We start from the raw sequence: 24247 nt of genomic DNA, 5'->3' as shown, positions 1-24247 counted from the left end.
ATATGCAAAGTTTAACTCTCTATATGCTTTGAAAAAACCGATTGCGAATTCAGCAAATGCAGCTTTATCAGCTTTTGCAACATCAGCAGGAATATTAGCTTTTATTTTCTTAGCTATTTCTTCTTCTGTATCAGTGATTGCGAATGCTACTTCAGTAACTTTTTCATCCCAACCTTCTTCCACTTCCATTCCACCTTCAGCAGACATATAAAGCATATCATAATCACCGACAACTGTTGCAGAGATGTAGTATTCTTCTTCTTGTTTATGTGGAGTAAACGGCTCAACAACAAAATGAGTCAACATATCAACTTTAGGCTCACCGGTAGGAGTATCTCCGTCAAATGAAAAGTATACTGACTGTTCACTTGATGATTTTTCATCAATCCAAGATACAGCTTTAGCTAAAGAAACATCACCTGGTTTAGCATCTTTAAAAAGTACTAAACCATTTTTACCTCTTTTACCAAATAACATATCCGGTTTAGCTACTAGTGCCTTCTCTTTTAACCAAGCATGATCTTTTGCAGCTTTCTTTAATTCTGATCCATTTTGAACCATTACAGTTTCATAAGCATAAGTAAAGTCTGGAAAATACTTATCCCAATGTTTTGCTAAAATCGACTTTGCGTCATATTCTCTAATCGCCTTTTGAGCCATTTGCAACTCCCTGTTTTATTATTTGAAGGCAATTTTATCACATGTTGTTAAATTACACTCATTTGTTAAGAGTTACGGCTAAAGAGATTCAATTGATGTTTACATTAGTAACACTTGCATGATATACGGCTCTATTTTTGTAACTTATTGTTACACTACTTTCCTCTTCTTCTATTGAACTGTTTTCTACAAGTAAGGTAGTGTTGCAATTTGTTACACCATAGAATTTTAGTCTACTTAACATTTGCGTGTCAGTATCCACACACTCTATTCCTCTGTGTTTTAACTCTTGTGCTAACTCTTTTGCCACATGCATATTATAAGCAAAATGTTTTTTCGGATTATCTAGAACAAGGTATAGTTCCTTATTAAAAAAGACCACCAGACTATTCAAAACCAAGAAGACGAGAGACACAATAAAGGCAACTCTATATTTTGTTCTAAACACCTTTAGTCTTACTCTATAAGAATGATAAAACATTTCTCCTGCCAGTGGAAGAGCCAAAATAAGATATGGTGCAAAATGCTCTAGTTCTATTCTTTGTCTGAAAGAAAGAAGCAGTGAAAAGACAAATGCAACAGAAGATATAAACCATAAAATATCAATATCTTTAGTCAGATATCTTCTATATAATATGTAGAAAATATATATAAAAATAATGGGAGTAAATATAGCTGTATATACTGCTATGGAATCTAAAAAATGCCCTTTTGGAATTCCTTGGGTATCAACCCCGTATATATATATGGAAATAAAAAATGCAACCATGTTAAATATAAAGAATGCTCTTTGTTTTGTATATATGGCAAAAATAGAAAGTGCTAAAAAAAGATATACAAATTCGCCGCCTAGAATAACATACAGACTTAAAATAAAATAGCCATACTTTCTTGATAAATTTTCATATACATATACAAACAAAAGTAATCCAAATATAATCAGACCGGCGCTCTCAACAATAATTGCAGAACTGATTACTCCCGGCAATAGAACGAATATCAAAACTAGCCATAATCTGTTTCTTCTATCTTTTAAATATTTTTTAGATATTTTATATAGTAAATAAGCGCTCATGAGATGCAAAATAATCATTGGCAATCTCAACGCAAAGTCATTACTGCCAAAAAAATACATTGATGTTTTTATGATTAATTGTAAAAAAGAAAAATCCCCATACAAAACCATAGTTTCAGCATGGGAAATTGATAAAGAAGAAGTTTGAAAGAAGAGGATTAAAGCATCTATTCCTAGAATTAAGAATAAGATGAATCTATGACTCATAACTTTAAAAAATTCCCTATTATTTCGTGCCCGTACTCACTCATAATCGATTCAGGATGAAACTGGACTCCATAAATATCTTTGTCTTTTATTTTTATTGCCATTATCTCATTATCATCTGCACTGTATACCGTAGGTTCTATAATGTCAGGAAGCGAGTCTTTATCTACTATAAGAGAATGATATCTTGTAGCAATGAATTCTTGAGGCAAACCTTTGAAAATCTCACATTCATTAAGTCTCTTCATTGTAGATGTTTTTCCATGCATCATGTTTTTTGCTCTTACAACATCACCACCAAAGACCTGTGCAATGCTTTGATGACCCAAACATATACCGAGTATTGGCAGCTTATCTTTAAAATAATCTATTAGTTCTAAAGTGACTCCTGCTTCATCCGGAGATGCAGGACCTGGAGATATAATAATCTTTTGTGGATGCAAAGCTTCAATCTCAGATACGCTCATCTCATCATTTCTTATTATTTTTAGGTCTGCTCCAAGTTCCCTGCAATATTGGACAATATTGTAAGTGAAGCTATCATAGTTATCAATCATTAATATCATAATATTGTCCGTTATTTTTGTTTGTCGTAGAAGTAGTTTGTTGCTTCAACAAAGCCGTCTACACTTCCACAATCAAATCTTGTGCCCTTAAATCTGTATGCTATAACACCACCTTGTTTTGCTTGTGTTAATAGTGCATCTGTAATCTGAATTTCTCCGCCGCGACCGACTTTTGTGTCTTTAATAATATCAAAAATATTAGGTGTAAGTATATATCTTCCTATTATCGCTAAGTTTGACGGAGCATCTTGCGGTTCGGGTTTTTCTACCATATTTGTTACTCTGATTACATCATCTTCTATTTCATCACCGGCAATAACTCCGTATTTATTAGTATTTTCTAGAGGTATTTCTTCAACCGCGACTATACTGCACTTATACTTTTCATATAGCTTAACCATTTGAGAAAGCACTGATTCACCATCTTCATTGTCACATAAATCATCTGCTAGAATTACTGCAAACGGTTCATCACCTATAAGTGTCTCCCCGCAAGATATAGCATGACCGAGACCTTTCATCTCAATCTGTCTGGTATATGAAAAAGTACAGTTAGTTATTACATCTCGTATCTCTGTCAGGTAGTGCTCTTTAGATGTGCCTTTTATCTGATGCTCTAACTCATAAGATATATCAAAATGATCTTCAATAGCTCTTTTACCTCGACCTGTGACAATAGCCATTGTTTCTATGTTCGCACTTATCGCTTCTTCTACACCGTATTGAAGTAAGGGTTTAGTTAAAACAGGCAGCATCTCTTTTGGAATAGCTTTTGTAGCGGGTAAAAATCTTGTACCGTATCCAGCAGCCGGAAAAAGACATTTTCTAATTTTCATATTATTTGACATTATAAACCTTGAAAAATTTTAAAGGGCAAGTATACCCATATTGCTCTTTTATTTTACTTACTTCACTTCTTCAAGATTCTCGCCTGTTCCCAAAAGAACAGCTATGAATCTTGTGTTTTCATTTGCTTCTAAGATTATTTTAGCCATCATTGTTAAAGGAATAGAGAGTAGCATTCCTACAATTCCCAACAGCCATCCCCAAAATATAAGTGATAAAAAAACCACTAAAGTAGAGAGTCCAAGTCCTCTACCCATAATTTTTGGCTCTAACACCGAACCTATGAGTATATTAACTCCAACATATATTAAGGTGACCATCAGTGCACTGAGAGAACCTAGTTGAATTAATGTTAAAAGTACTGACGGAACAGCGGCAATAATAGATCCAATATTTGGAATAAAATTCAATAAAAAAGCCAATACTGCCCATAAAAATGCATAATCAGTTCCGACTACCAATAAAGCTATCCAAATCACAAAACCTGTAAAGAGTGATATAAGAGCTTTTAAAACCATGTATCTTTTTATTTTGCCAAGAATCTCTTCGATATTATTAATAACATCATTATTTTTTGTTGCATATCTTATCTTACTCGTAAAGTGCTCTGACTCTAAAAGCATAAATATTACACTAAGTAAAATTACGAAACCATTTGTAAACATAGAACCTATACCCTGAACTATTCCACTTGTAAGCTGCATAATCTGCTTTGGATTAATAATACCTGTTATCTCTTTTTCAGGTACTTCTACTCCAAGATTAACCGCCATTTCAGATATTTTATGAAAACTGCTGTAGAGTTGCTCTTCATATAAGCCGATGTTAGAGCTAAAATCTTGAACTGATGTTCCGATGAGTTTTGCTATAGATACCAAAAACACTATAAACAAGGCTATAACAATAGTTAAAGATAAACCATTTGGTATACCTTTTTTATTGAAGTAATTGTATGCGGGAGAGAGTATGATTGCTATGAATAAAGATAGTAAAAATGGAATAACGATAGATGCTGCACTTTTTACACCGGCAAGAACAATTATGACACTAGCCAAGAGAATAAAAAAATATCCTATATTTCTATCTTGCATCTATAAACCTTTAATTTTGAATCTGCTTTTGATTTGTTAATTGTTGTAAGTAGTTTGAAATATTAATAAGTGAAAATGTTACTAAAAATATCATCAGACCCGGGAAAAAACTAACCCACCATGCGATTTCAATCACTTCTTTTCCACCGCTGAGTATTGTACCCCAGCTCATCTGAGGTGCTACAATTCCAAGCCCCAAAAAACTGAGTCCCGATTCTGCAAGAATAGCTCCACCGACACCAAAAGTAAAACTTACAAAATAAATAGGTGCCAATATCGGAGCATAGTATTTAAACAGTATCTTTATTTTTGAGACATTCGCAATGTTCAATATCTTAATAAACGGCTGTGATGTCACGCTAAAACTCTCCGATCTTATCAGCCTTGCCGTTGTCATCCAACCAGTTACAGATATGATGACAATTAAAACCAAAGCAGATGCATTAACATAACTTACAAGTGCCAAAAGCAAGAAAAAGGTTGGAAATGTTAAAAATAAATCAACCATAACGACAAAGGCTTTATCGACATTGCCTCTGAAGTATCCTGCCATCGAGCCTAAGATAAGTCCTATTACAGATGCTATAAAAGCACTTCCCACACCTATAATCAAAGATATCTTTCCCCCTTCTATAAGTCTGGCAAGAATGTCTCTGCCAAGCCTATCTGTGCCTAAGAGGTGATCTAATGAAGGAGGTAAAAGTATGGAAGAACTGTCCAGGGCATAAGCATCTGCAGAGTAGATAAATGAGCCTAAAAAGGAGAATAAAAAAACAGAAACTAAAACAGTTATACTGAATTTTGGCATCTGTATTACTGTTTTATTCCAAGAAGTGTCTGCATCATCTGATCAATTGTTGTTATAATTTTTGCAGCAGCACCATATGACGTTTGATATTTAATAAGATTTGTCATCTCTTCATCTAAGCTCACTTTAGAAACGGAGCTATACTCTAATTCCGTAGCATTAAACTGAGTTGAAATTGTCTCATTTTTTAATATTGCCGCATTAGTATGAGTACCTACTTCCGTTGCTATAATATCAAACATAGCGTATGTATTAGTATTGAATTTTTGATCATTAACATAAAAGTCAAATTTTTCATATTGATGCTGAACCATATTTAATGCAATGACATTGTCACCGGCTAAAGGAGTTTGGCCGGCTGATATAAGTGTAGGATTAGTTTTTAAAGTATGATTTAATTTCATAGTCTGAGCACTATCTCCATCAAAATATCTGCTAAGACCTAAAGCTCCCGCAAAGTTAGTTCCTGATGAAAAGGTAGTATCAGGTAAAACATCATTAATGGCAAATGTATAGCCTTGTGATTCATGAAGTGGGTCTAATGATAACTCAAGTGCTTTATCACCGCTTATATATGTTGCCCAATTAAAACTTATAAAATCATCTATATCATTATTTGCATTAGCGTCATTGTTATCATCTACTTGCGATTCTATCTGACCTTGAATAGAGTTAGATCCTGCTACTCCTGTCATAACGGTTGCTGTATTTATATCTATTGTTCTGCTTGCGGTAACATTTCCGTCTATATCATAAACAATTAACTCAAAAGAGCCTTCTCTAACGTTTAATGATGAATTTACAAGAGAGTTTGCGGGGTTAACATCTAAAACGTTTGATTCCATTGTTGTTTTTGATGTGCTAGCATAAACATTATTCATCGATTCAATCATTCCTTGAGCAAATGAATCCAACTCTGATATAACATTTTGAATAATACCGTCTGCAGGCATTCCTGTAGTTGAATCCAAAGATGTTCCGCGAAGGTTTAAAATAGAACCTATAGTCCCTCCGCTGATTTTATCTCCCATGGGAATAAGAACACCGTCTTGCCTTTCATATGAGAGTTCATAAAACCCATTTGCATTATCTTCATTCGCTATATGAATAGGATGGTATGAACTGCCGTCTACTATGTTAAAACCATTTATATCGACACTGTAACTTCCTGTTTTTGTGTTTGACGAACTATCGATCTGAATACTTGAAGTTAAATTACCGGAGTTAGTCTTAGCCCCGACAAGTCTTGCTAAACTACGCTCTATAACGTTTCTTTTGTCCCTTAAATCATTTGCGGTATACGTGTCCCCTGCTTCTGCTATCTCAATAGCTTTGTTTAAGTCTGCTAATTGTTTGGCTAAACTATTGACTTCATTTACATTAACGGAGAGTTGCTCATTAAGCTGAGATTGTAAGTCTTTAACTTGGTCTTGAGTATATACGATGTGCTTGGTGAGAGTATCTGTCTGTGTAGCAAGCGCTAATTTTATAGCATCATTATCAGGATTATCGGCAAATGTTTGCCACATATTATAAAACTCTGTCAAATCAGATTTTATACCGACACCATCTATTTCCGGAAAATATGTTGAAAGATTTTCTAATGTTTTTACTTCAAAGTCACTATACTCTTTATCAGCTGAAACAGCAGTGTACCTGTCAAAAACAAAGTTGTCAAAAACTCTTTTGATATCCAGTACTTCAGCACCGTTTCCAACGTTACCCGGTCCACTTTGAAGAGGTGTAGAAGCACCAATGACAACTCTTTGTCTTGTATAGCCGTCAGTCTCCGCATTTGAAATATTATGACTTGTAGTATTAATACCGTTCTGGGCTACATTTAAGCCTGAGTAACCGATATTAAGTGTATTAAATATTGAGCCCATTTTATGCTCTCACTTCCAAGATAGATGAGTTCTTAGATGCAACTTTGTTGTAACCTTGCATCTCTGTAGGCACAACTCTCTCTAAAAATGTATTATATAAGTTACTTACAATTAACACTAGTCTTGCATAATGTTTATTTACATCTCTTAGATTGTTAAGTTCAATTTTTAAATCATCTAGTAACAGATGTTGCTCTTTTGTTAAGAGTTCCGGTAAATCCTTGTCAGGACTCGCAGTCATTAAAGATGAAATCTCATGATCAATCATAGCTTTTTTAGATTCAAAACCCCTAAGTTTCTCTTCTTTTAACGACAACCTGTCAAATTGCGGATCATTCTTAGCTTCTTTAATATCTGCTATATCAGACTCAGTAATTTTAATTAAATCCCTTAAATCTTTTAAGGCACTTTCTAAATGGTGAGACAACATCTTTAACCCCTGTCTTGTTTATTGTAAACCTACAACAACTCTTCAGCTATCTTTTCCGAAAGAGCTTGCAGATTGATTTTATACTCGCCAGACTCAAGAGCTTCTTTTATCTGCTCTATCTTGCTCGTATCGCCTTGTTTTGAAACACTTGTCGTTGCTTTGTCAGTTTCTTTAGACTCTCCAAAGTTACTGGCATAAGCACTGCGAATCGCAGAACTATTAATTTGAGAAATCATAATCTATCCTTCATCGTCTCTATAGACTTTACATTATACAGCTATATCGACAAAAAAAGAAAAAACTTCAACCTTTTCGACTTAGAAAATCAAAAAGCATCTGAGAAAACCCAAAGCCTCCAGAACTTGCTTTTGCCAGTTCATCTCTATACATTGATTTGTATATTTTATCTCCAGGATCATTTTCCTGTGAAAAAAGATTTTTCTCATCTTTCATTGCATTATCCATGACCATCTTGATAATTATTGATTCAAATGCATCTGTCTGTTCTCTGAGTTTACTATCCTCTGCATTTGCGTCTATCTTTGGAACACTTTGGTTCTGTGACATATATTGAGCTTGCATATTTATAGAATTTGAACCGTACATGATGTCTCCTTTTTCTTAGATTACTTTTAGGTCTGCTGAGATACTACCAGCACTTTTCATAGCTTCCAGGATAGATATAATATCTTTTGGAGAAGCTCCAAGTTTTTGCAGAGAACGAACTATATTTGCCACAGTCGTGGTTCCCTTTGTAGTATAAAGCTCATTTTGATTTAATCCGATTACCAAATCTTTATCTACCGCCATAGAACCTTCAGGCTGAGACGGAGTATTTTGAGATAGTATCTTTATGGTTATATCTCCATGAGTCAAAACTATTGGTTTGACCTCTATATTTACACCAGCAATTATAGTTCCCGTTCTCTCATTTATGATGATTTTATTTTTAGGCCTATAATTCATATCTATATCTTGAACTTCTGCTAAAAACTCTATCATACTTCTGTTTTGCGGGCATTTTAGTTTTATTGTTCTTGGGTCCATCGCAACTGCGACTTGTGTGTTGTAAAAATCGTTGACAGCTTTTTGAATGGCAACACTGTTTTTAAAATTTGATTCTTTTAACGATAGCGTAGCGTACTCTTGATTGTAAAGGTCGATGTTTATTTCACGCTCTACAAAACCGCCCTCAAAAACGATACCTACAGTAGGATGCGACTCACTTCCTGCACCTCTGCTATTTTTACCGCCTATACTTATATGACCTTGTGCAAGTGCATATATCTTACCATCAACCCCTTTTAAAGGAGTCATAAGAAGTGTTCCGCCCTCGAGTGACTTTGCATCTCCGATAGAAGAGACAGTAATGTCAAACTTATCACCCTGTCTGGCAAACGGTTTAAGGTTTGCAGTTACAACAACGGCTGCAACGTTTTTTGATTTTATATCGATTGGGTTCATATCAATGTTCATGGCTTTTAACATGTTAGAGATTGATTGAAGCGTGAATTTAGAAGTAGTTCCATCACCGGTTTTTTTAAGACCGACCACAAGTGAATAACCGATAATCTGATTCTCACGGACACCGACGATGTTGGCAACATCATTGATTTTTGTAGCGTAAATAGAAGTAAGAGTAAGTAAAAGTAAAATAATTGTTTTCATAGCTAGTCCTTTAACTGGCTATTACTCAGCAATTCCTATTCCACATTTTCCTCAAAATAAGTAATTGAAGTATTTCCAAATTTTTTAGATTTTTTCTTTGTGAATGCACCTATATTCTCAGGTATTTCCAGACCTGTCATATGTTCTATGATTATCAGCTCTGTAAGCTCCGGAGGTATAGATGCTATCATAGAAATCATCTTGTCATAGATATCTTCCATGCCTTCTCTGATGCTAAATGGAGGGTCGATGTAGAAGTATGCTTTTTTGTTATTTCTTTTTAGAGTTGAGATGACCGCATTGATATTTGTAAAACTGTCTCCGCTAAACACTTCACACGCAGACGGGTCCGTATTTGCTATGTTTTCTTTTAGGACTTTAATCGCATCTCTGTCTCTTTCCATAAAAAGTATGTTCTTTGCTCCGCGGCTAAGTGCTTCAAGTCCTATAGAACCGCTTCCTGAGAATACCTCAACAAAAGTAGCGTCTATGATGTCAAACTGTATCGTATTAAAAAAAGACTCTACTACTATTGACTTAGATGAACGCGTAGTTGTTTTGGATGGGAGTTTTAAAACTTTGTTTTTAAATTTTCCGGATATTATTTTTTTTGTCAAGGATTTACTTTTACCACTATTCTTCATAAAATGCTCTAACTGCCTTTAAAATATTTTCTTTGTACTCTTGAGTAAGTATATCTATTCGTTTTTCTAGTATCTCAAAGTTATCCGAGTCACTGATTATGGATTCGTAATTTTGTTCAAGCTTAGGATTGATACTTTCATACCTTTTTTCCAATGCCAAGATAAGAGCTGACTTTGAAAAAGGCTTAATCAAATCGGATTCTTTGTCTTTTCCTATATAGAAGGTTCTCTCATCGTTAAGTGCTTTAAAGTCACGAACGACTATGTCACAATGTTTTAAAGAGCTAAGATGTGAAGATAAAAATATTTCTAATGATTTTTGTAGTAGTGGTGATTTGCACTCAACTGCTATTTTCATGAAATCTCTCCCAAATAATATTCGATACTATAGCGCAAATCTTCATCTAAATCCAGAATATTACTCAGCATCCACTCTAAATATCCTCTATCAATCATACTTATTTCCTCAATATAGCGACCGCTGTATTTTCCAAACCCAAATTTTGCAATCAACACTTTTTTAAAACTTAGATTTGCGAGTCTTTCCTTTGTACTCATCTCTAAAAGGTATTCATATAGGTTTTTAACTATCGTTGCATCGCTTAAGGCATGGTGAGCTTGAAGCTCTTCTTTTTCTTTTTTGTAAAGTTTTAACTCATACCTTAAAAACTGCAAAGAAAATTGTTCGCACTCAGGAATAAGATGCTTGGTCGCCCTGAGTGTATCTATTATCTCGCCCTTAAAATCAAAGCCTGATTTTTCCAGCATTGCCAAATCAAACTTTACATTATGTCCCACGATAGTCGTACTTTCACGGTTATGTCTTGTAAGAAATTCATACGCCTGGCTCTCTTTAAAGTTGGGCTTGTCTTTTAGCATCTCATTTGTTATATGATTTATGCTCGATGCCTGCGGTAAGATTTTTTTGCCTTCATTTATCAGTTCGTAAATAGTCCTGTTTTTTTCATCTTCAACGCTTATAATGCCAACAGAACATGCTCTGTCTTTTTCTTCTAAACCTGTAGTCTCTACATCTAAAAAAATCAACATTTTGCTACTTTCACTCTCTTGCATCTGGCTGACATCATTATGAACGAAAAATATCCGCTTATCAAAATAAAACCAAACAACCAGTAGATATCAAACCATTCAAACACACCGTTGTAAGATGTAAATATATATGTATAAGCTAACGATAAGACCATTAAAGAGCCAACCAGCCAAATGATCAACATGAACCATTTTCTCCAAACTTTTACTAAGTCCCCATAACCGATATTATCTATCAACTCTTTTAAATCACACGTATAAAGTTTAAGTTCATATCCGGAGATGCAAGTGTTAAAAATATACTTCAAGCTTCTAAAAAGTGCTAAAAGCAGCGTAAAACTCCAAAAAATAGGAAACCAAAAAATAAAAACATCTACAAGTGCTTTAACAACTTCACTGCCAAAGGTCGGCATTCCTTGACTTATATAAATGTAGAGTGTAACAAAAGCTGCGAGTACAGATGCAAAAACAGTACTGCAAAGCGTTACTCTAAGAGACCATCTAAGCCATAGTAAAAAGTAAAACTTACTCATCTGGCTCAAACGTGCCGATCATATCGTAGTAGTTTTCAAGAGTTATAAAACTTTTCTCAAACCTGTATCTGATGATAAACTCCACAACCATATCTTTTAAAGCGCTATCTACATTTTCTACTTTTCCAAAATATGCCAAAGAGCTGTTTTTGCTCTTTTGAATTGCATTTTTATCATAGCTTATAGCAAGGATTTGAAGATATTTTCCTTTTTTAATCTCACCTAAACTCTCATTTGCAAGAGAAGCACCTGAAAGATTGATAGCTTTAAAATCAAACAAATCTGAAAAATCTTCTACCTTTTCATTTACTCCTATCTGAGTAAATAAATTTTTTAGTTTTTTTAAATTTTCTTTTCTTGCCGTTTCATAAGAAGAGATTTTATTTGTAAGATTTTTCAGTCTATCAAGTGCTGAACTCATCGCATTTCCTATTGTGTCATTATTGTATAAGTATATCAAAAAAGAATTCTTTTATATATTAAAGAGTATAATCCTATCTAATAAATATAGGTTGTTTTATATGAAAATTTCTTTTACTTCTTTAACATTTAAAACTCTATTTTTTCTTTTTTTATCATCCTTTGTATTTATAATCTTCATTGTCTTTATTGCCAAACAATCTTTTTCTGAGGGATACACTTATCTTATACAGGAAGACATTAGCTCTATAGAAGAAAATATAATGCCCTCAATTGCTCTAAACTTAAGCTATGGACTTGATGACGCGCTTCAAGAAATAATAAAAAATCAACTCAAAAATAAAAAAATCCTGCTTTTGAAGATAGACTCAATTACCTCTGAAAAAGCAATTATCTCTTCAAAACTGAATAAATCCATACAAGAGTTAAGTGATGAAGGACATTTTGTATCTACAAAAGATATCATAGATCATGCAAGTTCTAGTAAAATCGGAGAAATAACTCTTGTTTATTCAAATAAATCATATAAAACATATATGAAAAACTTCTATCTCTGGTTTGGTAGCGGAGTATTTATATTTACAATGTCCATAATAGTACTTGGTTTTTTCATATATAATGCTCTTAAACGATTAACTATTTTAGCTTCATCTTTTGAAAAGTTCAATCCTAACAAACCAAACAATTTACTATTTGACACTAAAACGAATGATGAAATTGGAAGAATTAACAGATCCGCAAATATTATGGTGGCTAAACTCAATAAGTACATAGTAAAGACTCAACAATTGCATGAAGCGATTTTGCAAAAGGAGGCTCACTTAAGAGAGGCTCAAAGAATCGCTAAAGTAGGAAGCTGGGAGTATAATCTGGTTGATCAGACTCTTTTGCTGAGTGATGAAGTTTATCGTATATTGGGAGTAAAATTCGGCACCTCTATAGAATGGAACGATTTTTTAAGTTTTATCTCGCAAGAGGACCATGACAGAGTTATAAAAATACTCGAAGATGCCATAAAACATGGTTCAAAATTTAATATCAAGTATGCACTTACACTTAAAAGCAACAACCAAATATATGTGCAAACCAGAGGAAAAGTTCGTAAAAAACAAGGCGGGCATGTAAGGATAACTGCTGTTAGTATGGATATCACTAACGACATAAAGAACAAAAAGACCATTGAGAAACTGGCTTATTATGATTCTCTAACAGGTCTTGCAAACAGAACACTTCTAAAAGACAGGATGCATAAAGCAATCCAATATGCAAAAAGAGAAAAAACAAACCTGGCTGTTATGTTTTTAGACCTTGATCACTTTAAACTTATCAATGACACTCTAGGTCACAGCGTAGGTGATGATCTTTTAATCTATATTGCAGAAATTTTAAAAACTCATATCAGAGAGTCAGACACACTCTCAAGACACGGTGGAGATGAATTTGTTATTCTTATGCCTTCTGTAAATTCTCATGAAGATGCAAAGACAATAGCTTCTAAAATTCAAAAGACTCTGCAACTCAAACATGACATAGGTGACCATCAACTCTACATCACATCAAGTATAGGAATTTCACTATATCCAGAGCACGGAGAAGACAGCGAAGAGCTAATCAGAAATGCTGACACCGCGATGTATGAGGCAAAAAACAGCGGTAGGAACAACTTTAGAATATATTCAAAATCCATGGGTAACTATATTGACCAGCAGTTGCATCTGGAACAAGACCTTATTCAGGCGGTTAAAAATAAAACTGGGATTGAAGTCTACTACCAGCCCAAAATCGATTCAATGAATAATTTTATATCCGGTGCAGAAGCACTTGCAAGATGGAATCATCCCACAAAAGGTATAATATTTCCTGATCAATTTATTCATATTGCCGAGAGTACAGGTTTGATGATTGAACTTGGAAACATTATTATTGAAGAATCTATCTTTCAGCTCCAGGAGTGGAACAGACTTGGATTTTCAGGACTTAGAATCGCAATTAACCTCTCTGCCAGACAGTTTCAAGACTCAAGTTTACTGACTTTTACCACATCCATGATAGAAAAATATAGAATTAACCCATCACAAATAGAGTTTGAGATCACAGAGACTATCTCAATGACAAATATGACTAATACTCTTCGTATACTCACAGAATTAAAAAAGATCGGAGTTTCTATTGCCATTGATGATTTTGGTACGGGACACTCATCTCTTGCTTACCTTAAAAAGTTTCCTATTAACACATTAAAAATAGACAGATCCTTTGTACTCGATATCATAGATGACGAAGAAGACAGAATAATTGTCCAAACAATTATCTCCATGGCTCACTCTTTAGGCTTTAACACGGTAGCAGAAGGAGTGGAGACCATAGAACATGTAAAACTGCTCCAAAGCATGTATTGTGACCAACTTCAAGGATACTATTTTTCAAAACCTATTCCTAAGAATGAGTTTACGAAATTTATGCAAGATTATATGCCTAATCAATAACATATTAAGATATAATTTCATTATTAAATAATAAAAGATACTGATGGACTACTTACAGATAAAAAGAGTTGATTCTCTAAACGGAAATATAAAAATCTCTGGTGCAAAAAATGCATCCCTACCATTAATTGCAATGACGATTCTTGCAAATAACAGCGTGTCAATTAAAAATTTACCTCATGTAGCAGACATAAACACTCTTTTAAAACTTTTGTCAAATCTTGGAGCAAAATGTGATTTTCATGATGATAAAGTCGTAGTAGACACATCAACTCTTACCCAGACAAAAGCAACTTATGACATAGTCAAAACAATGAGGGCTTCTATCCTTGTTTTAGGACCTATACTTGCCAGGTTTGGGCATTGTGAAGTCTCTCTTCCTGGTGGGTGCGCTATTGGTCAAAGACCTGTTGACCTTCACTTAAAAGCACTGGAGCAGATGGGTGCAAAGATAAACATTCAAGCAGGATACATTCAGGCAACTGCTCCTGATGGCTTAAAGGGCCATGATATAATCTTTGATAAAATAACAGTGACAGGAACAGCAAACATAGTAATGGCAGCAGCTTTAGCATCTGGAAAAACTACTATTACAAATGCCGCAAGAGAACCTGAAGTAGTTCAACTTTGTGAGATTCTTAATGCAAGCGGAGTACAAATAGACGGCATCGGAACTGCTGTTTTAACAATACACGGAACTAACGGCAAACTGATAAAAATAGAAGAATTTTCTGTAATACCAGACCGTATTGAAGCAGGTACTTATCTTTGTGCAGGAGCTATTAGCCGCTCTGAACTTACCTTAACCGATGTAAATGCTCATCATCTTGGTTCTGTTATAGCAAAACTTGAAGAGATGGGAAGTACTTTTACTATCACAGAAAACACTATAACTATTCATCCCTCTGAAGTAATCAAAGCCGTAAAAATTGTAACTCAGGAGTATCCTGCTTTTCCGACGGATATGCAAGCTCAGTTTTTAGCACTTGCAACTCAGGCAAACGGGACTTCCATTATCGAAGAAAGACTATTTGAAAATAGATTTATGCATGTTAGCGAACTTCAAAGAATGGGCGCAGATATATCTTTAAACGGTAATGTAGCAACAATAAACGGTGGTACAAAATTGAGCGGTACTGATGTAATGGCAACAGATTTAAGAGCTTCTAGTGCTCTTGTTTTAGCTGGCTTAGTAGCTGATGGTACTACAGATGTTCATCGCATCTATCATTTAGACCGTGGTTATGATTCTTTGGAAAAAAAGCTCGAAGCAGTTGGAGCAAATGTTAAAAGATTAAAAGAGTAGAAGTCGTTTCTACTCGAAAATAATCATCTCATAAATACTTTTTTTTGTTACTAAGGCTTTGTCAGGAGATACTGAGTGTGTGTTTTGGGCACGTGCTACTTCATGACGAAGTTCTGCGATTTCTGTCTCCATATCATCGACATTCTCTTTAAGTCTTAGTATTATATCAACACCTGCCAGATTCACTCCAAGCTCTCGTGTCAATCTAAGAATAAGTTTAATTTTATCTATATCTCTTTGGGAATAAAGTCTTATTCGACCGTTCGAGCGCGACGGGCAGATAAGATTCTCACGTTCATACTGTCTAAGAGTCTGTGGATGAATATCCAAAATCTTAGCAACTATACTAATCAAATAAACAGGTTCGTCATATTGATGTATCATAATTAGCTCCTTTTACTCTTTAGGTAGTTTTTCTTTCATGATTTCAACTAGGTCGGCATCTAAATCATCAACTTTAGGTAAGACTATATTTGCTTCAAGGTATAGATTTCCACGAACCTTTGTTTTACGGTTCATGGCACCCATCTCTTTAACACGAAATCTCTGTCCGTTTTTAGTGTTGCTTGGAACTTTTAACTTTATCTCTTTTTCCAGAGTTTTAATAGCTATCTTTTCACCAAATAGTGCCGCGTAAAGCGGAACGTCAAAAGTTTTAACAAGGTCATCATCTTCTCTGACATATTCAGGACTTGGAGCAACAGTTATTTTTAAAAACAGATCTCCTGCTCTTCCGCCTTGAGCGTGGCCTTTTCCTTTAACACGCATCTTCTCACCGCTTTTAACTCCGGCAGGAATTTTAATGTCAAATCTTTCACCGTTCACCGATACAGAGTGTGAGCCGCCAAGAATAGATACGCTAAATGGTATAGTGACACTTGTCTCAATGTCTAAGTTTGGTTGTTGCTGTTGCTGGCTGAAGCCTCCGCCAAAACCGCCGAAGCCTCCGCCGCCAAAACCGCCCCCGCCACCTGAGAACATTTGACGTAAGATTTCATCTAAATCACTGTTAGAACCTCTAGTATGTGAACGAGAGAAATCGTGGAAATTTTGCCCACCGAACATACTGTCACCGTGCATGTCATATTGCTGTTTTTTCTGTTTATCGCTTAATATTTCATAAGCAGCGTTAATCTCTTTAAATTTATCTTCTGCACCCTTATCTTTATTTACATCCGGGTGATATTGTCTTGCTAGTTTTCTATATGCTTTTTTAATCTCACTCTCACTCGCGTTTTCGCTTATTTCAAGAGTATCATATAATGATTTTGCCATCGTTTTGTCCTAAAATTTATATATTATAATAGTTAATTATCTAAGTGGTATTATATCATAAGGGTTGAGTGGAAGTCAATCAAGGTTTCGTTCAAAAATGCCAAGCAGATAAAACGGCTTCATGGTTGGTACCCCAAAATCAAAGATTTTGACCCTTCCACTGCAGGGGTTTTACTTAGCTTAGCATCTTCTCACTATTGTATATAAATGAGTTAGAGGTTATTCTTTTTTACAAGCACAAGCAGAACTTTTTTGCATACTTTTTTTGCAGAGAAAAAAAGTATGAGATAGTTCTAATGAAGGAAATGACGTACCTCAGAAAAATAAAGAGACATACCGAACTCATTAGCCGCATCTATGATTTCATCATCACGAATACTTCCACCAGGCTCGATTACATTTTTAACACCTGCTGCTGCCGCTGCGTCGATGGAGTCACGGAATGGGAAAAATGCCTCAGATGCAAGGGCTGCACCTGTTACATCAAGTCCCATCTCTTTAGCTTTTTTCAATGCACATTGACTTGCATCTACCCGAGAAGTCATCCCCATACCTACTGCTACCATCGCAGAGTCTTTAACATATACAACACAGTTAGACTTTGTAAGAGATGCTACTTTGTATGCTATCTCCAAATCTTTCATATCCTGTGCCGCAGCTGCATTTTTAGAAACCAATTTTGCATTTTTAACTTCATCTTCACCCACTTTGTCAGCATCTTGGTATACAAAACCGCCGTCAATGTGTTTAAAGTCTTTTTTATCATTTGCAAGGAGTAACTTGTCACTTCCCATGTCAAATAACTTGATACGCTTCTTAGCAGCAAATACTTCCTGAGCTTCTTCAGTGATACGACCTGCAATTACGACTTCTAAGAAAATCTCATTCATTTTCTCAGCCAGTTCTTTTGTCACTACACCGTTTACTGCGACAACACCGCCGAATGCAGACACAGGATCACATTTAAGAGCTTCTTCATAAGCTTCTAAAAGTGTATCTTTAATAGCAAATCCACAAGGGTTACCATGCTTAGTAATACATACGGCATTCTCATTACCAAATGCAGATGCAATCTTAACAGCACCGCTCAAATCGTTTAGGTTATTGAAACTTGCTTCACCTTTTAGAGTTTTGAAGTTGTTTGAGTAGTGCTTGTCAAATTCATAAAGTGCACCTTTTTGGTGAGGATTTTCACCGTAACGTGTATCCATAACTTTATTTCCTACAACAAACTGCTTTTCACCGAAACCTCCGTTGAAACGCTCGTTCATGTAGTTAGCTATCATCGAGTCATACGCAGCAGTGTGCTCATACGCTTTTATCATATAGCCGCGACGGAACTCTTTTGTATTTTTTTCATTCTCTATAGCATCTATGACTTCATCGTAATCTGCTACATTTGTAACTATGATTACACTATCAAAGTTTTTTGCAGCTGAGCGAACCATAGCAGGTCCGCCGATATCTATATTTTCTATAATATCATCGAAATCATCAGTTCTCTCGATAGTCTCTTTAAAAGGATAGAGATTTACACAAACCAAATCAATAGACTCTACGCCTAATTCTTTTGCTTGCTCTAAGTGTGACTGCTTATCACGACGGTGTAAAATTCCACCATGAACATATGGGTTAAGAGTTTTAACACGACCTTCAAAACACTCAGGAAATTTTGTAACCTCATCAATCTCAATAGCTTTTATACCGGATTCTACTAACTTTTTATAAGTCCCACCTGTAGAAATTATTTCATAACCGTTCTTTACTAATGACGTACAAAACTCTACTACACCTGCTTTATCGCTAACACTAACCAATGCTCTTTTTGCCAAAACATTTCCTCTTAAAAATAAATTACGGGATTTTATCTAAATTGAGTTTAGATGATGGTAAAATTTAAGCAAAAGGATTTTTATGAACAATATTGCAATACTGTGTTCCGGTGGAGATGTATCTGGGATGAATCCCGCACTCAAACACTTTGTCGAGTATGCACTTGAGAAAAATCTGAACCCCTACTTTGTTTATGACGGGTATGAAGGTTTGATTGACAATAACATTAAACTAACCAGTTATTGTGATGTGGCAGGCATCATCAACAGAGGCGGGACAAAAATAGGCAGTGCAAGAAGCCAAAGATTTATGCTTCAAGAACATAGAAAAATTGCAAAACAAAATCTGGAAGCTCTAAACATAGAGATGCTGGTTGTCCTTGGAGGAGACGGCTCGTTTAGAGGACTCGATGTTTTTTACAAAGAAACAGGCATAAAATTCTGCGGTATCCCAGCTACTATAGACAACGACATAAACGGAACTGATTACTCTTTGGGCGTCGATACTGCTTTAAATATCATCAAGACTTCCATAGATGCTATCCGCGATACTGCTTCATCGTTCAAAAGAGCTTTTGTAATTGAGACAATGGGAAGAGACTGCGGCTATTTGGCTTTGGTATCGCATCTGACATCTGGTTCGGAACTTTGTCTAATACCTGAAAAAGAGTACGACCTGAAATCATACGAAGAGAGTTTCAAAGAGCAGATTAAAAACGGACGAAAATATTTCATAGCAATTGTCTCAGAAGGGATTAAACAAGACTCAAAAGAGATAGCAAAGTGGTTTGAAGATAAAATAGGCATGGAGTCCAGAGTAAGTGTTTTAGGACATATTCAAAGGGGCGGCAACCCTACTATATATGACAGACTTATGGCATATAAGTTTGTCACTAAAGCTGTTGACGGTCTGCTTCAAGGCAGAGATGAAAGTGTAATTTGCTATGCAAAAAGCGGATTTGAATTTAAAAGCATTGAAGAGGTAACAAGTAAAACAAAAGAGCTTGATACCGAGATGCTATCATATTTGGAAAAATAATAAAATGTATAAACTAAATTATTTTGTACCAGCAGATGCTAAAGAAAAGACCAAACAGGCTCTCTTTGACATAGGTGTAGGCAGATATGAAAACTATGAATGCTGTAGTTTTGAGAGTTTGGGAGTCGGGCAGTTCAAGCCTGTTAAAAGTGCAAATCCACACATTGGTGAATTAAATAAAGTAGAAGAAGTTCAGGAATATAAGGTTGAAATGGTTTGCAATGATGATCTCATAAAAGATGCCGTTACTTTGTTAAAAGAAGCTCACCCTTACGAAGAAGTCGCTTATGAGGTTTTTAAAATAGAAGAGTTTTAATCGTTATACTTACTTTGATTCAACCGGATATCCTTTTTTTTGCCAATCATCAAACCCATTAATATACCAAAAAACATTTTTATAACCACGTTTACGTACTGCCAGTGCTGCTTCATATGAACGTGAACAATTACCTCCATTACAATAAAAAATCAATTTACTATTTAAAGATTTTGGAAGACTTATAATAGTATATTTTGCTTTTGAGTTATCAAACATCACAAGTTTCGCATCTTGTATATGCTCTTTATCATAATCAAGCTTCTTGCGTGCATCATAAAAAAAAGCTCCTTCAATAAAAAGCTCCTTTGCCTTTTGAGTATTTACTGGAATTATACCCTCTTCAATCGCTTTACTTGGAATAGGAGGAGTCAAGCATTGCTTATAAGGCAACTTAATTATATAAGATTTTTTCCCGCCATAGTTAATAGCAGACGATGATATGACAGTTCCTAAAAAAAATAAAAGAGCTAATATTTTAAAAAAATATCTTTGTGTAATATTCGACATATCAACTCCTCTTATAATACAAGACATTACAATATACTCCTATTTTCTTTAAATAAAAATTAATATTTTAGTTGTAACCATTTTGCAACAAGCAAAGATTATAATTTTCTCAAACAATATAAATGGGATTAAAATGATTGATATAGAAAAAATAATTGCCGACAAGTATCCAAAACTGCAAAACAATAAAATAATTAAAAGTACTATTTCCAAGTTTTCAGATTCCGTAATACACCAAGATGAGATAAACAGATTTGTTAAGAAAAACGCTCACATCGGCAGTTTTGAGTTTATTGATAATGTTTTGGAATATTTTGACTTTAATTTTTTAGTTTCTGATAAAGACATTGAAAATATACCATCTTCAGGAAGAGTCGTAATAATAGCGAATCATCCTCTTGGAGCTTTAGATGCTTTTGCTCTCATCAAACTGCTTAGCAGAGTAAGAAAAGACATTAAAATTGTTGCAAATGATTTTTTAAAAGAATTCAAAGCGTTAGACTCTTTACTCATTCACATAAACAGCTTTGTCGCTAGACAAAAAAAAGAAGCCATACAAGAGATATATGACTCACTTGACAAAGATATGGCTCTTATAATCTTTCCTTCAGGTGAAGTCAGCCGTGCGAGTTCAACAGGAATAAAAGACAAAACATGGCAAAAAGGATTTTTAAAATTTGCATATAGAAGCACTTCTCCTATACTTCCTATATTTATTGGAGGAAAAAACTCTAAAACATTTTACTCGATATCTACTATAAATAAAAAATTATCCACACTGCTTCTGCCAAATGAGATGTTTAAACAAAAAGGCAAGACCATAGACATTAGTATAGGAGAAATAATTTCAAATGAAAATATTGTTCCAAAAGGGCTAAAACAAAACAAAATAGTAGAACTTTATAAAAAGCAGGTATACAACCTAAAAAATTCTAAAAATTTTTTTTTAACACAAAAAGCAATTGCTCATCCCGAAGATAGACGAGACATAAAGAAAGAGTTAAAAAATTCTCCTCTTCTTGGAACTACTAAAGGCAATAAGAAGATATATCTATACAGCAGTGCAAATCCAAATTCAATCCTAATAAATGAAATCGGTCGTCTAAGAGAATTGTCTTTTAGAAAAGTAGGAGAAGGTATAAATAAAAAAAGGGATACCGACAAATATGACAGATACTATAAACACATAGTTCTATGGGATGATGAAGATTTAGAGATAGTAGGAGCTTACAGAATAGCAGAGTGCAGAGATATTATAAAAAACCTTGGCAAAGATGCCATCTACACTACTACTCTTTTCAACTTTAATGATGATTTTGACAAATATCTCGATAGTGCCATAGAACTTGGCAGAAGCTTTGTACAACCAAAGTATTGGGGAAGCAGAGCACTTGATTATCTATGGTATGGAATAGGTGCATATATTAGAAACAACCCTGATATAAAATACCTTTTTGGTCCTGTATCCCTTAGTGGAGCATATCCAAAAATTGCTAAAGACACCATCCTTTATTTTTACGATAAAAACTTTAGAGATGATGAAAATCTTGTAACTCCAAAAATTCCGTACAACTTTAAAACAGATGCGGACTTGATTAGGAATCTACGAAATGAGTTTAGTGATGTAGAATATAAAGAAAACTTCAGAAACCTAAAAAAAGCACTTGGAGTTATGGGAACCAGCGTACCAACTCTTTATAAACAGTATAGTGACCTGTGTGATGAAGGTGGAATAAGATTTTGTGCTTATAACATTGACCCATCTTTTTCAAACTGTGTAGACAGTCTTATTGTCGTTGATATCTCAAAGATAAAGTCTTCACAAAGAAAAAGATATATTGAGTGATATCATATTTTGTAATTATATTGTTATATTTTAATACTAAAATCACGCAACCAAAGAAGTAAGGATATATAACATGAAAACAAGAGAGTTCAAGATACACACAGATTATCTTAATCTTGATTATGATGATAATCTAAATATGAATTTAATAGAAGAATATGTCTTAGAAGATCTCGAAGTACCACAAGAATGCATAGAATCACTAAAAGTGTATGACAACTATGTAGACATAAAACTATCTACTAAACTAAGATATTTCAATGATGACTGGTATGTAAATTTACAAAGAGTCGGCTAAAACTCTTTTATATAAAGTTACCCTACAAACTTAGATTTTGACTCAAAAACTACATAGAGTCACCCTTGCCCACCTTAAAAATATGCTATTAAAACTATGATAATATAGACATTATATAATATTTTATGATATTATATTCTAAATTTATCTATAAAAAGGCATCAAAATGAAGTCTTTCAAAGAATTACAAATAGATCTCAGGCAAATGATTTTAGCAATTGAGACAGCTGTTGATTTAGTAGGCATGAATGATACTAACCACGGCAAACGTGTCGCTTATATAGCAAGTCAGATCGCACATAATCTAGGATTCAGCGAACAAGACACCCAATATATATTTGAGCTTGGTCTTTTGCATGACTGTGGTGTTTCAACACAACAGATGCATAGCAGCCTTGTAAATCACTTTGACTGGGAAGATGCACATATACACTGCGAAATAGGTTACAACCTGCTAAAAAACTTTGATCCTCTTTCAAAGTTTGCCATACCCATTCGTTATCATCATACTTTTTTTGAAGAGTTAAAAAATATAAATATTAGCACATATGATGCAAGAATGGCAAACCTCATATTTCTCTCTGACAGAATTGATGTAACTGCCGCTTCACATTACGGTTCAGACATACTATTAGCAAAAACAACAATAGTAAAGCATATCCAAGATTGCAGCGGTACATTTTTTGATCCTAAACTGGTGGATGCATTTTTAAAAATTGAAAGATCGGAAGCATTTTGGATAGCACTAGAAGATAGACATATTACACGTTATACTTGGGACATGGGGCAATTTGAAAGTAGCAGTATAATAACTATATCTCAGATAAAACAGCTCTCGTTAATACTGGCATATATAGTAGACCAAAAAAGTCCTTTTACAGCTCAACACTCAGCCAGAGTCGGCAGCTTGGCAAAATATATCTCTTCTATATACGGTCTATCTGATGAGCAGTGCCAAAAAGTGGAAATTGCCGGATTTTTACACGATATCGGCAAACTAAGAACACCTGACGATATCTTGGAAAAACCTGGAAAACTAACAGATATAGAACGTTCTATAATGGACCAACACAGCTATGAAACATATGAAATATTACGTCATATAGATGGTTTAGGCGAGATTTCATCTTGGGCTGCTTTTCACCATGAAGGGCTAAATGGAGCAGGCTATCCATTTCATCCAAGTGAAAAAGATTTAAGTGTTGAAGCACGTATTATAGCTGTCGCAGATATATTTCAGGCATTAGTTCAAGACAGACCATACAGAAAAGGCATGACATTAGAAAAAGTTTTAGACATACTTAATGAATTTACCGATAGTGGAAAACTTGATGAAAATATAGTTAAAGTTGTAGAAAAAAACAGTGAAAAGTGTTTTGAAATTGCCAAGGGAGAAGCTCAAGAGAACAAAGAGAGTGAGTTCCCTTTTTCTCTTGGTAGAATAATGTAAAGAGA

General features: G+C 34.5%; 26 protein-coding genes and 1 pseudogene. 7 read left to right on the top strand and 20 right to left on the bottom strand.

Going from position 1 to position 24247, the window contains the following annotated elements; translation table 11 throughout:
* The 16 genes and pseudogenes from ABYK18_RS10700 to ABYK18_RS10625 all read right to left on the bottom strand — a co-directional run.
* Positions 1-660: pseudogene (locus tag ABYK18_RS10700) on the bottom strand (ATPase); the annotation flags it as partial.
* A gap of 88 nt (positions 661-748) precedes the next feature.
* Positions 749-1942, bottom strand: a complete 1194-nt coding sequence (locus tag ABYK18_RS10695; protein ID WP_373036663.1) for a hypothetical protein — start codon at positions 1940-1942, stop codon at positions 749-751.
* On the bottom strand, positions 1939-2508 hold the full coding sequence (locus ABYK18_RS10690) for an aminodeoxychorismate/anthranilate synthase component II (RefSeq protein ID WP_373036662.1): 570 nt from the start codon (positions 2506-2508) through the stop codon (positions 1939-1941). The genes ABYK18_RS10695 and ABYK18_RS10690 overlap by 4 nt, the downstream gene beginning before the upstream one ends.
* Positions 2509-2519: 11 nt before the next feature.
* Positions 2520-3356 (bottom strand): UTP--glucose-1-phosphate uridylyltransferase GalU, encoded by an 837-nt coding sequence (galU, locus tag ABYK18_RS10685; protein ID WP_373036661.1) that lies wholly within the window; start codon positions 3354-3356, stop codon positions 2520-2522.
* 57 nt (positions 3357-3413) lie between these two features.
* Positions 3414-4445, bottom strand: a complete 1032-nt coding sequence (locus ABYK18_RS10680; RefSeq protein WP_373036660.1) for an AI-2E family transporter — start codon at positions 4443-4445, stop codon at positions 3414-3416.
* Between the two features lie 10 nt (positions 4446-4455).
* On the bottom strand, positions 4456-5253 hold the full coding sequence (locus ABYK18_RS10675; RefSeq protein ID WP_373036659.1) for an ABC transporter permease: 798 nt from the start codon (positions 5251-5253) through the stop codon (positions 4456-4458).
* A 5-nt stretch (positions 5254-5258) separates the two neighbouring features.
* Positions 5259-7139 carry a flagellar hook-associated protein FlgK gene (flgK, locus tag ABYK18_RS10670; protein ID WP_373036658.1) on the bottom strand — a complete coding sequence of 627 codons (1881 nt, stop codon included), beginning with the start codon at positions 7137-7139 and terminating at the stop codon, positions 5259-5261.
* A 1-nt stretch (position 7140) separates the two neighbouring features.
* Entirely contained in the window at positions 7141-7569 is a 429-nt protein-coding gene (locus tag ABYK18_RS10665; RefSeq protein WP_373036657.1) for a hypothetical protein, read from the bottom strand.
* A gap of 29 nt (positions 7570-7598) precedes the next feature.
* Positions 7599-7805, bottom strand: a complete 207-nt coding sequence (locus ABYK18_RS10660; protein WP_373036656.1) for a flagellar biosynthesis anti-sigma factor FlgM — start codon at positions 7803-7805, stop codon at positions 7599-7601.
* A 67-nt stretch (positions 7806-7872) separates the two neighbouring features.
* Positions 7873-8175: a rod-binding protein gene (locus ABYK18_RS10655; protein WP_373036655.1), complete on the bottom strand. Its 303-nt coding sequence runs from the start codon at positions 8173-8175 to the stop codon at positions 7873-7875.
* Between the two features lie 15 nt (positions 8176-8190).
* Positions 8191-9237: a flagellar basal body P-ring protein FlgI gene (locus ABYK18_RS10650; RefSeq protein ID WP_373036654.1), complete on the bottom strand. Its 1047-nt coding sequence runs from the start codon at positions 9235-9237 to the stop codon at positions 8191-8193.
* A gap of 35 nt (positions 9238-9272) precedes the next feature.
* Entirely contained in the window at positions 9273-9881 is a 609-nt protein-coding gene (gene rsmD, locus ABYK18_RS10645; protein ID WP_373036653.1) for a 16S rRNA (guanine(966)-N(2))-methyltransferase RsmD, read from the bottom strand.
* Entirely contained in the window at positions 9871-10239 is a 369-nt protein-coding gene (locus tag ABYK18_RS10640) for a hypothetical protein (protein ID WP_373036652.1), read from the bottom strand. Before ABYK18_RS10640 ends, rsmD begins: the two co-directional genes overlap by 11 nt.
* On the bottom strand, positions 10236-10931 hold the full coding sequence (locus ABYK18_RS10635) for an exonuclease domain-containing protein (protein WP_373036651.1): 696 nt from the start codon (positions 10929-10931) through the stop codon (positions 10236-10238). The genes ABYK18_RS10640 and ABYK18_RS10635 overlap by 4 nt, the downstream gene beginning before the upstream one ends.
* Positions 10925-11464 (bottom strand): hypothetical protein, encoded by a 540-nt coding sequence (locus ABYK18_RS10630; protein WP_373036650.1) that lies wholly within the window; start codon positions 11462-11464, stop codon positions 10925-10927. Before ABYK18_RS10630 ends, ABYK18_RS10635 begins: the two co-directional genes overlap by 7 nt.
* Positions 11457-11885 carry a hypothetical protein gene (locus ABYK18_RS10625; protein WP_373036649.1) on the bottom strand — a complete coding sequence of 143 codons (429 nt, stop codon included), beginning with the start codon at positions 11883-11885 and terminating at the stop codon, positions 11457-11459. Before ABYK18_RS10625 ends, ABYK18_RS10630 begins: the two co-directional genes overlap by 8 nt.
* A 262-nt stretch (positions 11886-12147) precedes the next feature.
* Here ABYK18_RS10625 and ABYK18_RS10620 point away from each other — a divergent pair, with 262 nt between their 5' ends.
* Positions 12148-14370, top strand: a complete 2223-nt coding sequence (locus tag ABYK18_RS10620) for an EAL domain-containing protein (protein WP_373036648.1) — start codon at positions 12148-12150, stop codon at positions 14368-14370.
* A gap of 43 nt (positions 14371-14413) precedes the next feature.
* On the top strand, positions 14414-15676 hold the full coding sequence (gene murA, locus ABYK18_RS10615) for a UDP-N-acetylglucosamine 1-carboxyvinyltransferase (RefSeq protein ID WP_373036647.1): 1263 nt from the start codon (positions 14414-14416) through the stop codon (positions 15674-15676).
* Between the two features lie 9 nt (positions 15677-15685).
* Here the strand turns inward: murA and ABYK18_RS10610 are convergent, their stop codons facing one another.
* The 3 genes from ABYK18_RS10610 to purH form a co-directional block, all read right to left on the bottom strand.
* The gene (locus ABYK18_RS10610) at positions 15686-16060 is read right to left on the bottom strand and encodes a heat shock protein transcriptional repressor HspR (protein WP_373036646.1); all 375 of its coding nucleotides are present in this window, start codon (positions 16058-16060) and stop codon (positions 15686-15688) included.
* A 12-nt stretch (positions 16061-16072) separates the two neighbouring features.
* Positions 16073-16951 carry a DnaJ C-terminal domain-containing protein gene (locus tag ABYK18_RS10605; protein WP_373036645.1) on the bottom strand — a complete coding sequence of 293 codons (879 nt, stop codon included), beginning with the start codon at positions 16949-16951 and terminating at the stop codon, positions 16073-16075.
* A gap of 293 nt (positions 16952-17244) precedes the next feature.
* Complete coding sequence (gene purH, locus ABYK18_RS10600) at positions 17245-18783, bottom strand: bifunctional phosphoribosylaminoimidazolecarboxamide formyltransferase/IMP cyclohydrolase (RefSeq protein ID WP_373036644.1); 1539 nt, start codon at positions 18781-18783, stop codon at positions 17245-17247.
* An 82-nt stretch (positions 18784-18865) separates the two neighbouring features.
* On the opposite strand from purH, the gene ABYK18_RS10595 reads away from it, so the two are divergent.
* Positions 18866-19822, top strand: a complete 957-nt coding sequence (locus ABYK18_RS10595) for a 6-phosphofructokinase (protein ID WP_373036643.1) — start codon at positions 18866-18868, stop codon at positions 19820-19822.
* Positions 19823-19826: 4 nt separating this feature from the next.
* Positions 19827-20138: an NGG1p interacting factor NIF3 gene (locus ABYK18_RS10590; RefSeq protein ID WP_373036642.1), complete on the top strand. Its 312-nt coding sequence runs from the start codon at positions 19827-19829 to the stop codon at positions 20136-20138.
* Between the two features lie 9 nt (positions 20139-20147).
* On the opposite strand, the gene ABYK18_RS10585 is transcribed toward ABYK18_RS10590, so the two are convergent.
* Positions 20148-20648: a rhodanese-like domain-containing protein gene (locus ABYK18_RS10585; protein WP_373036641.1), complete on the bottom strand. Its 501-nt coding sequence runs from the start codon at positions 20646-20648 to the stop codon at positions 20148-20150.
* Positions 20649-20781: 133 nt separating this feature from the next.
* Between ABYK18_RS10585 and ABYK18_RS10580 the strand changes: the two genes are divergently transcribed.
* The 3 genes from ABYK18_RS10580 to ABYK18_RS10570 all read left to right on the top strand — a co-directional run bounded on the left by ABYK18_RS10580 (position 20782) and on the right by ABYK18_RS10570 (position 24242).
* Positions 20782-22494: a lysophospholipid acyltransferase family protein gene (locus tag ABYK18_RS10580; protein ID WP_373036640.1), complete on the top strand. Its 1713-nt coding sequence runs from the start codon at positions 20782-20784 to the stop codon at positions 22492-22494.
* A gap of 73 nt (positions 22495-22567) precedes the next feature.
* Complete coding sequence (locus tag ABYK18_RS10575) at positions 22568-22792, top strand: hypothetical protein (RefSeq protein ID WP_373036639.1); 225 nt, start codon at positions 22568-22570, stop codon at positions 22790-22792.
* A gap of 166 nt (positions 22793-22958) precedes the next feature.
* Positions 22959-24242, top strand: a complete 1284-nt coding sequence (locus tag ABYK18_RS10570; protein WP_373036638.1) for an HD-GYP domain-containing protein — start codon at positions 22959-22961, stop codon at positions 24240-24242.
* The last annotated feature ends 5 nt before the right edge of the window (positions 24243-24247 follow it).

Source organism: Sulfurimonas sp. (genome assembly GCF_041563495.1).
In the GTDB taxonomy this organism is placed as follows: Bacteria; Campylobacterota; Campylobacteria; order Campylobacterales; family Sulfurimonadaceae; genus Sulfurimonas.
This window is presented reverse-complemented; position numbering and strand designations above follow the sequence as displayed.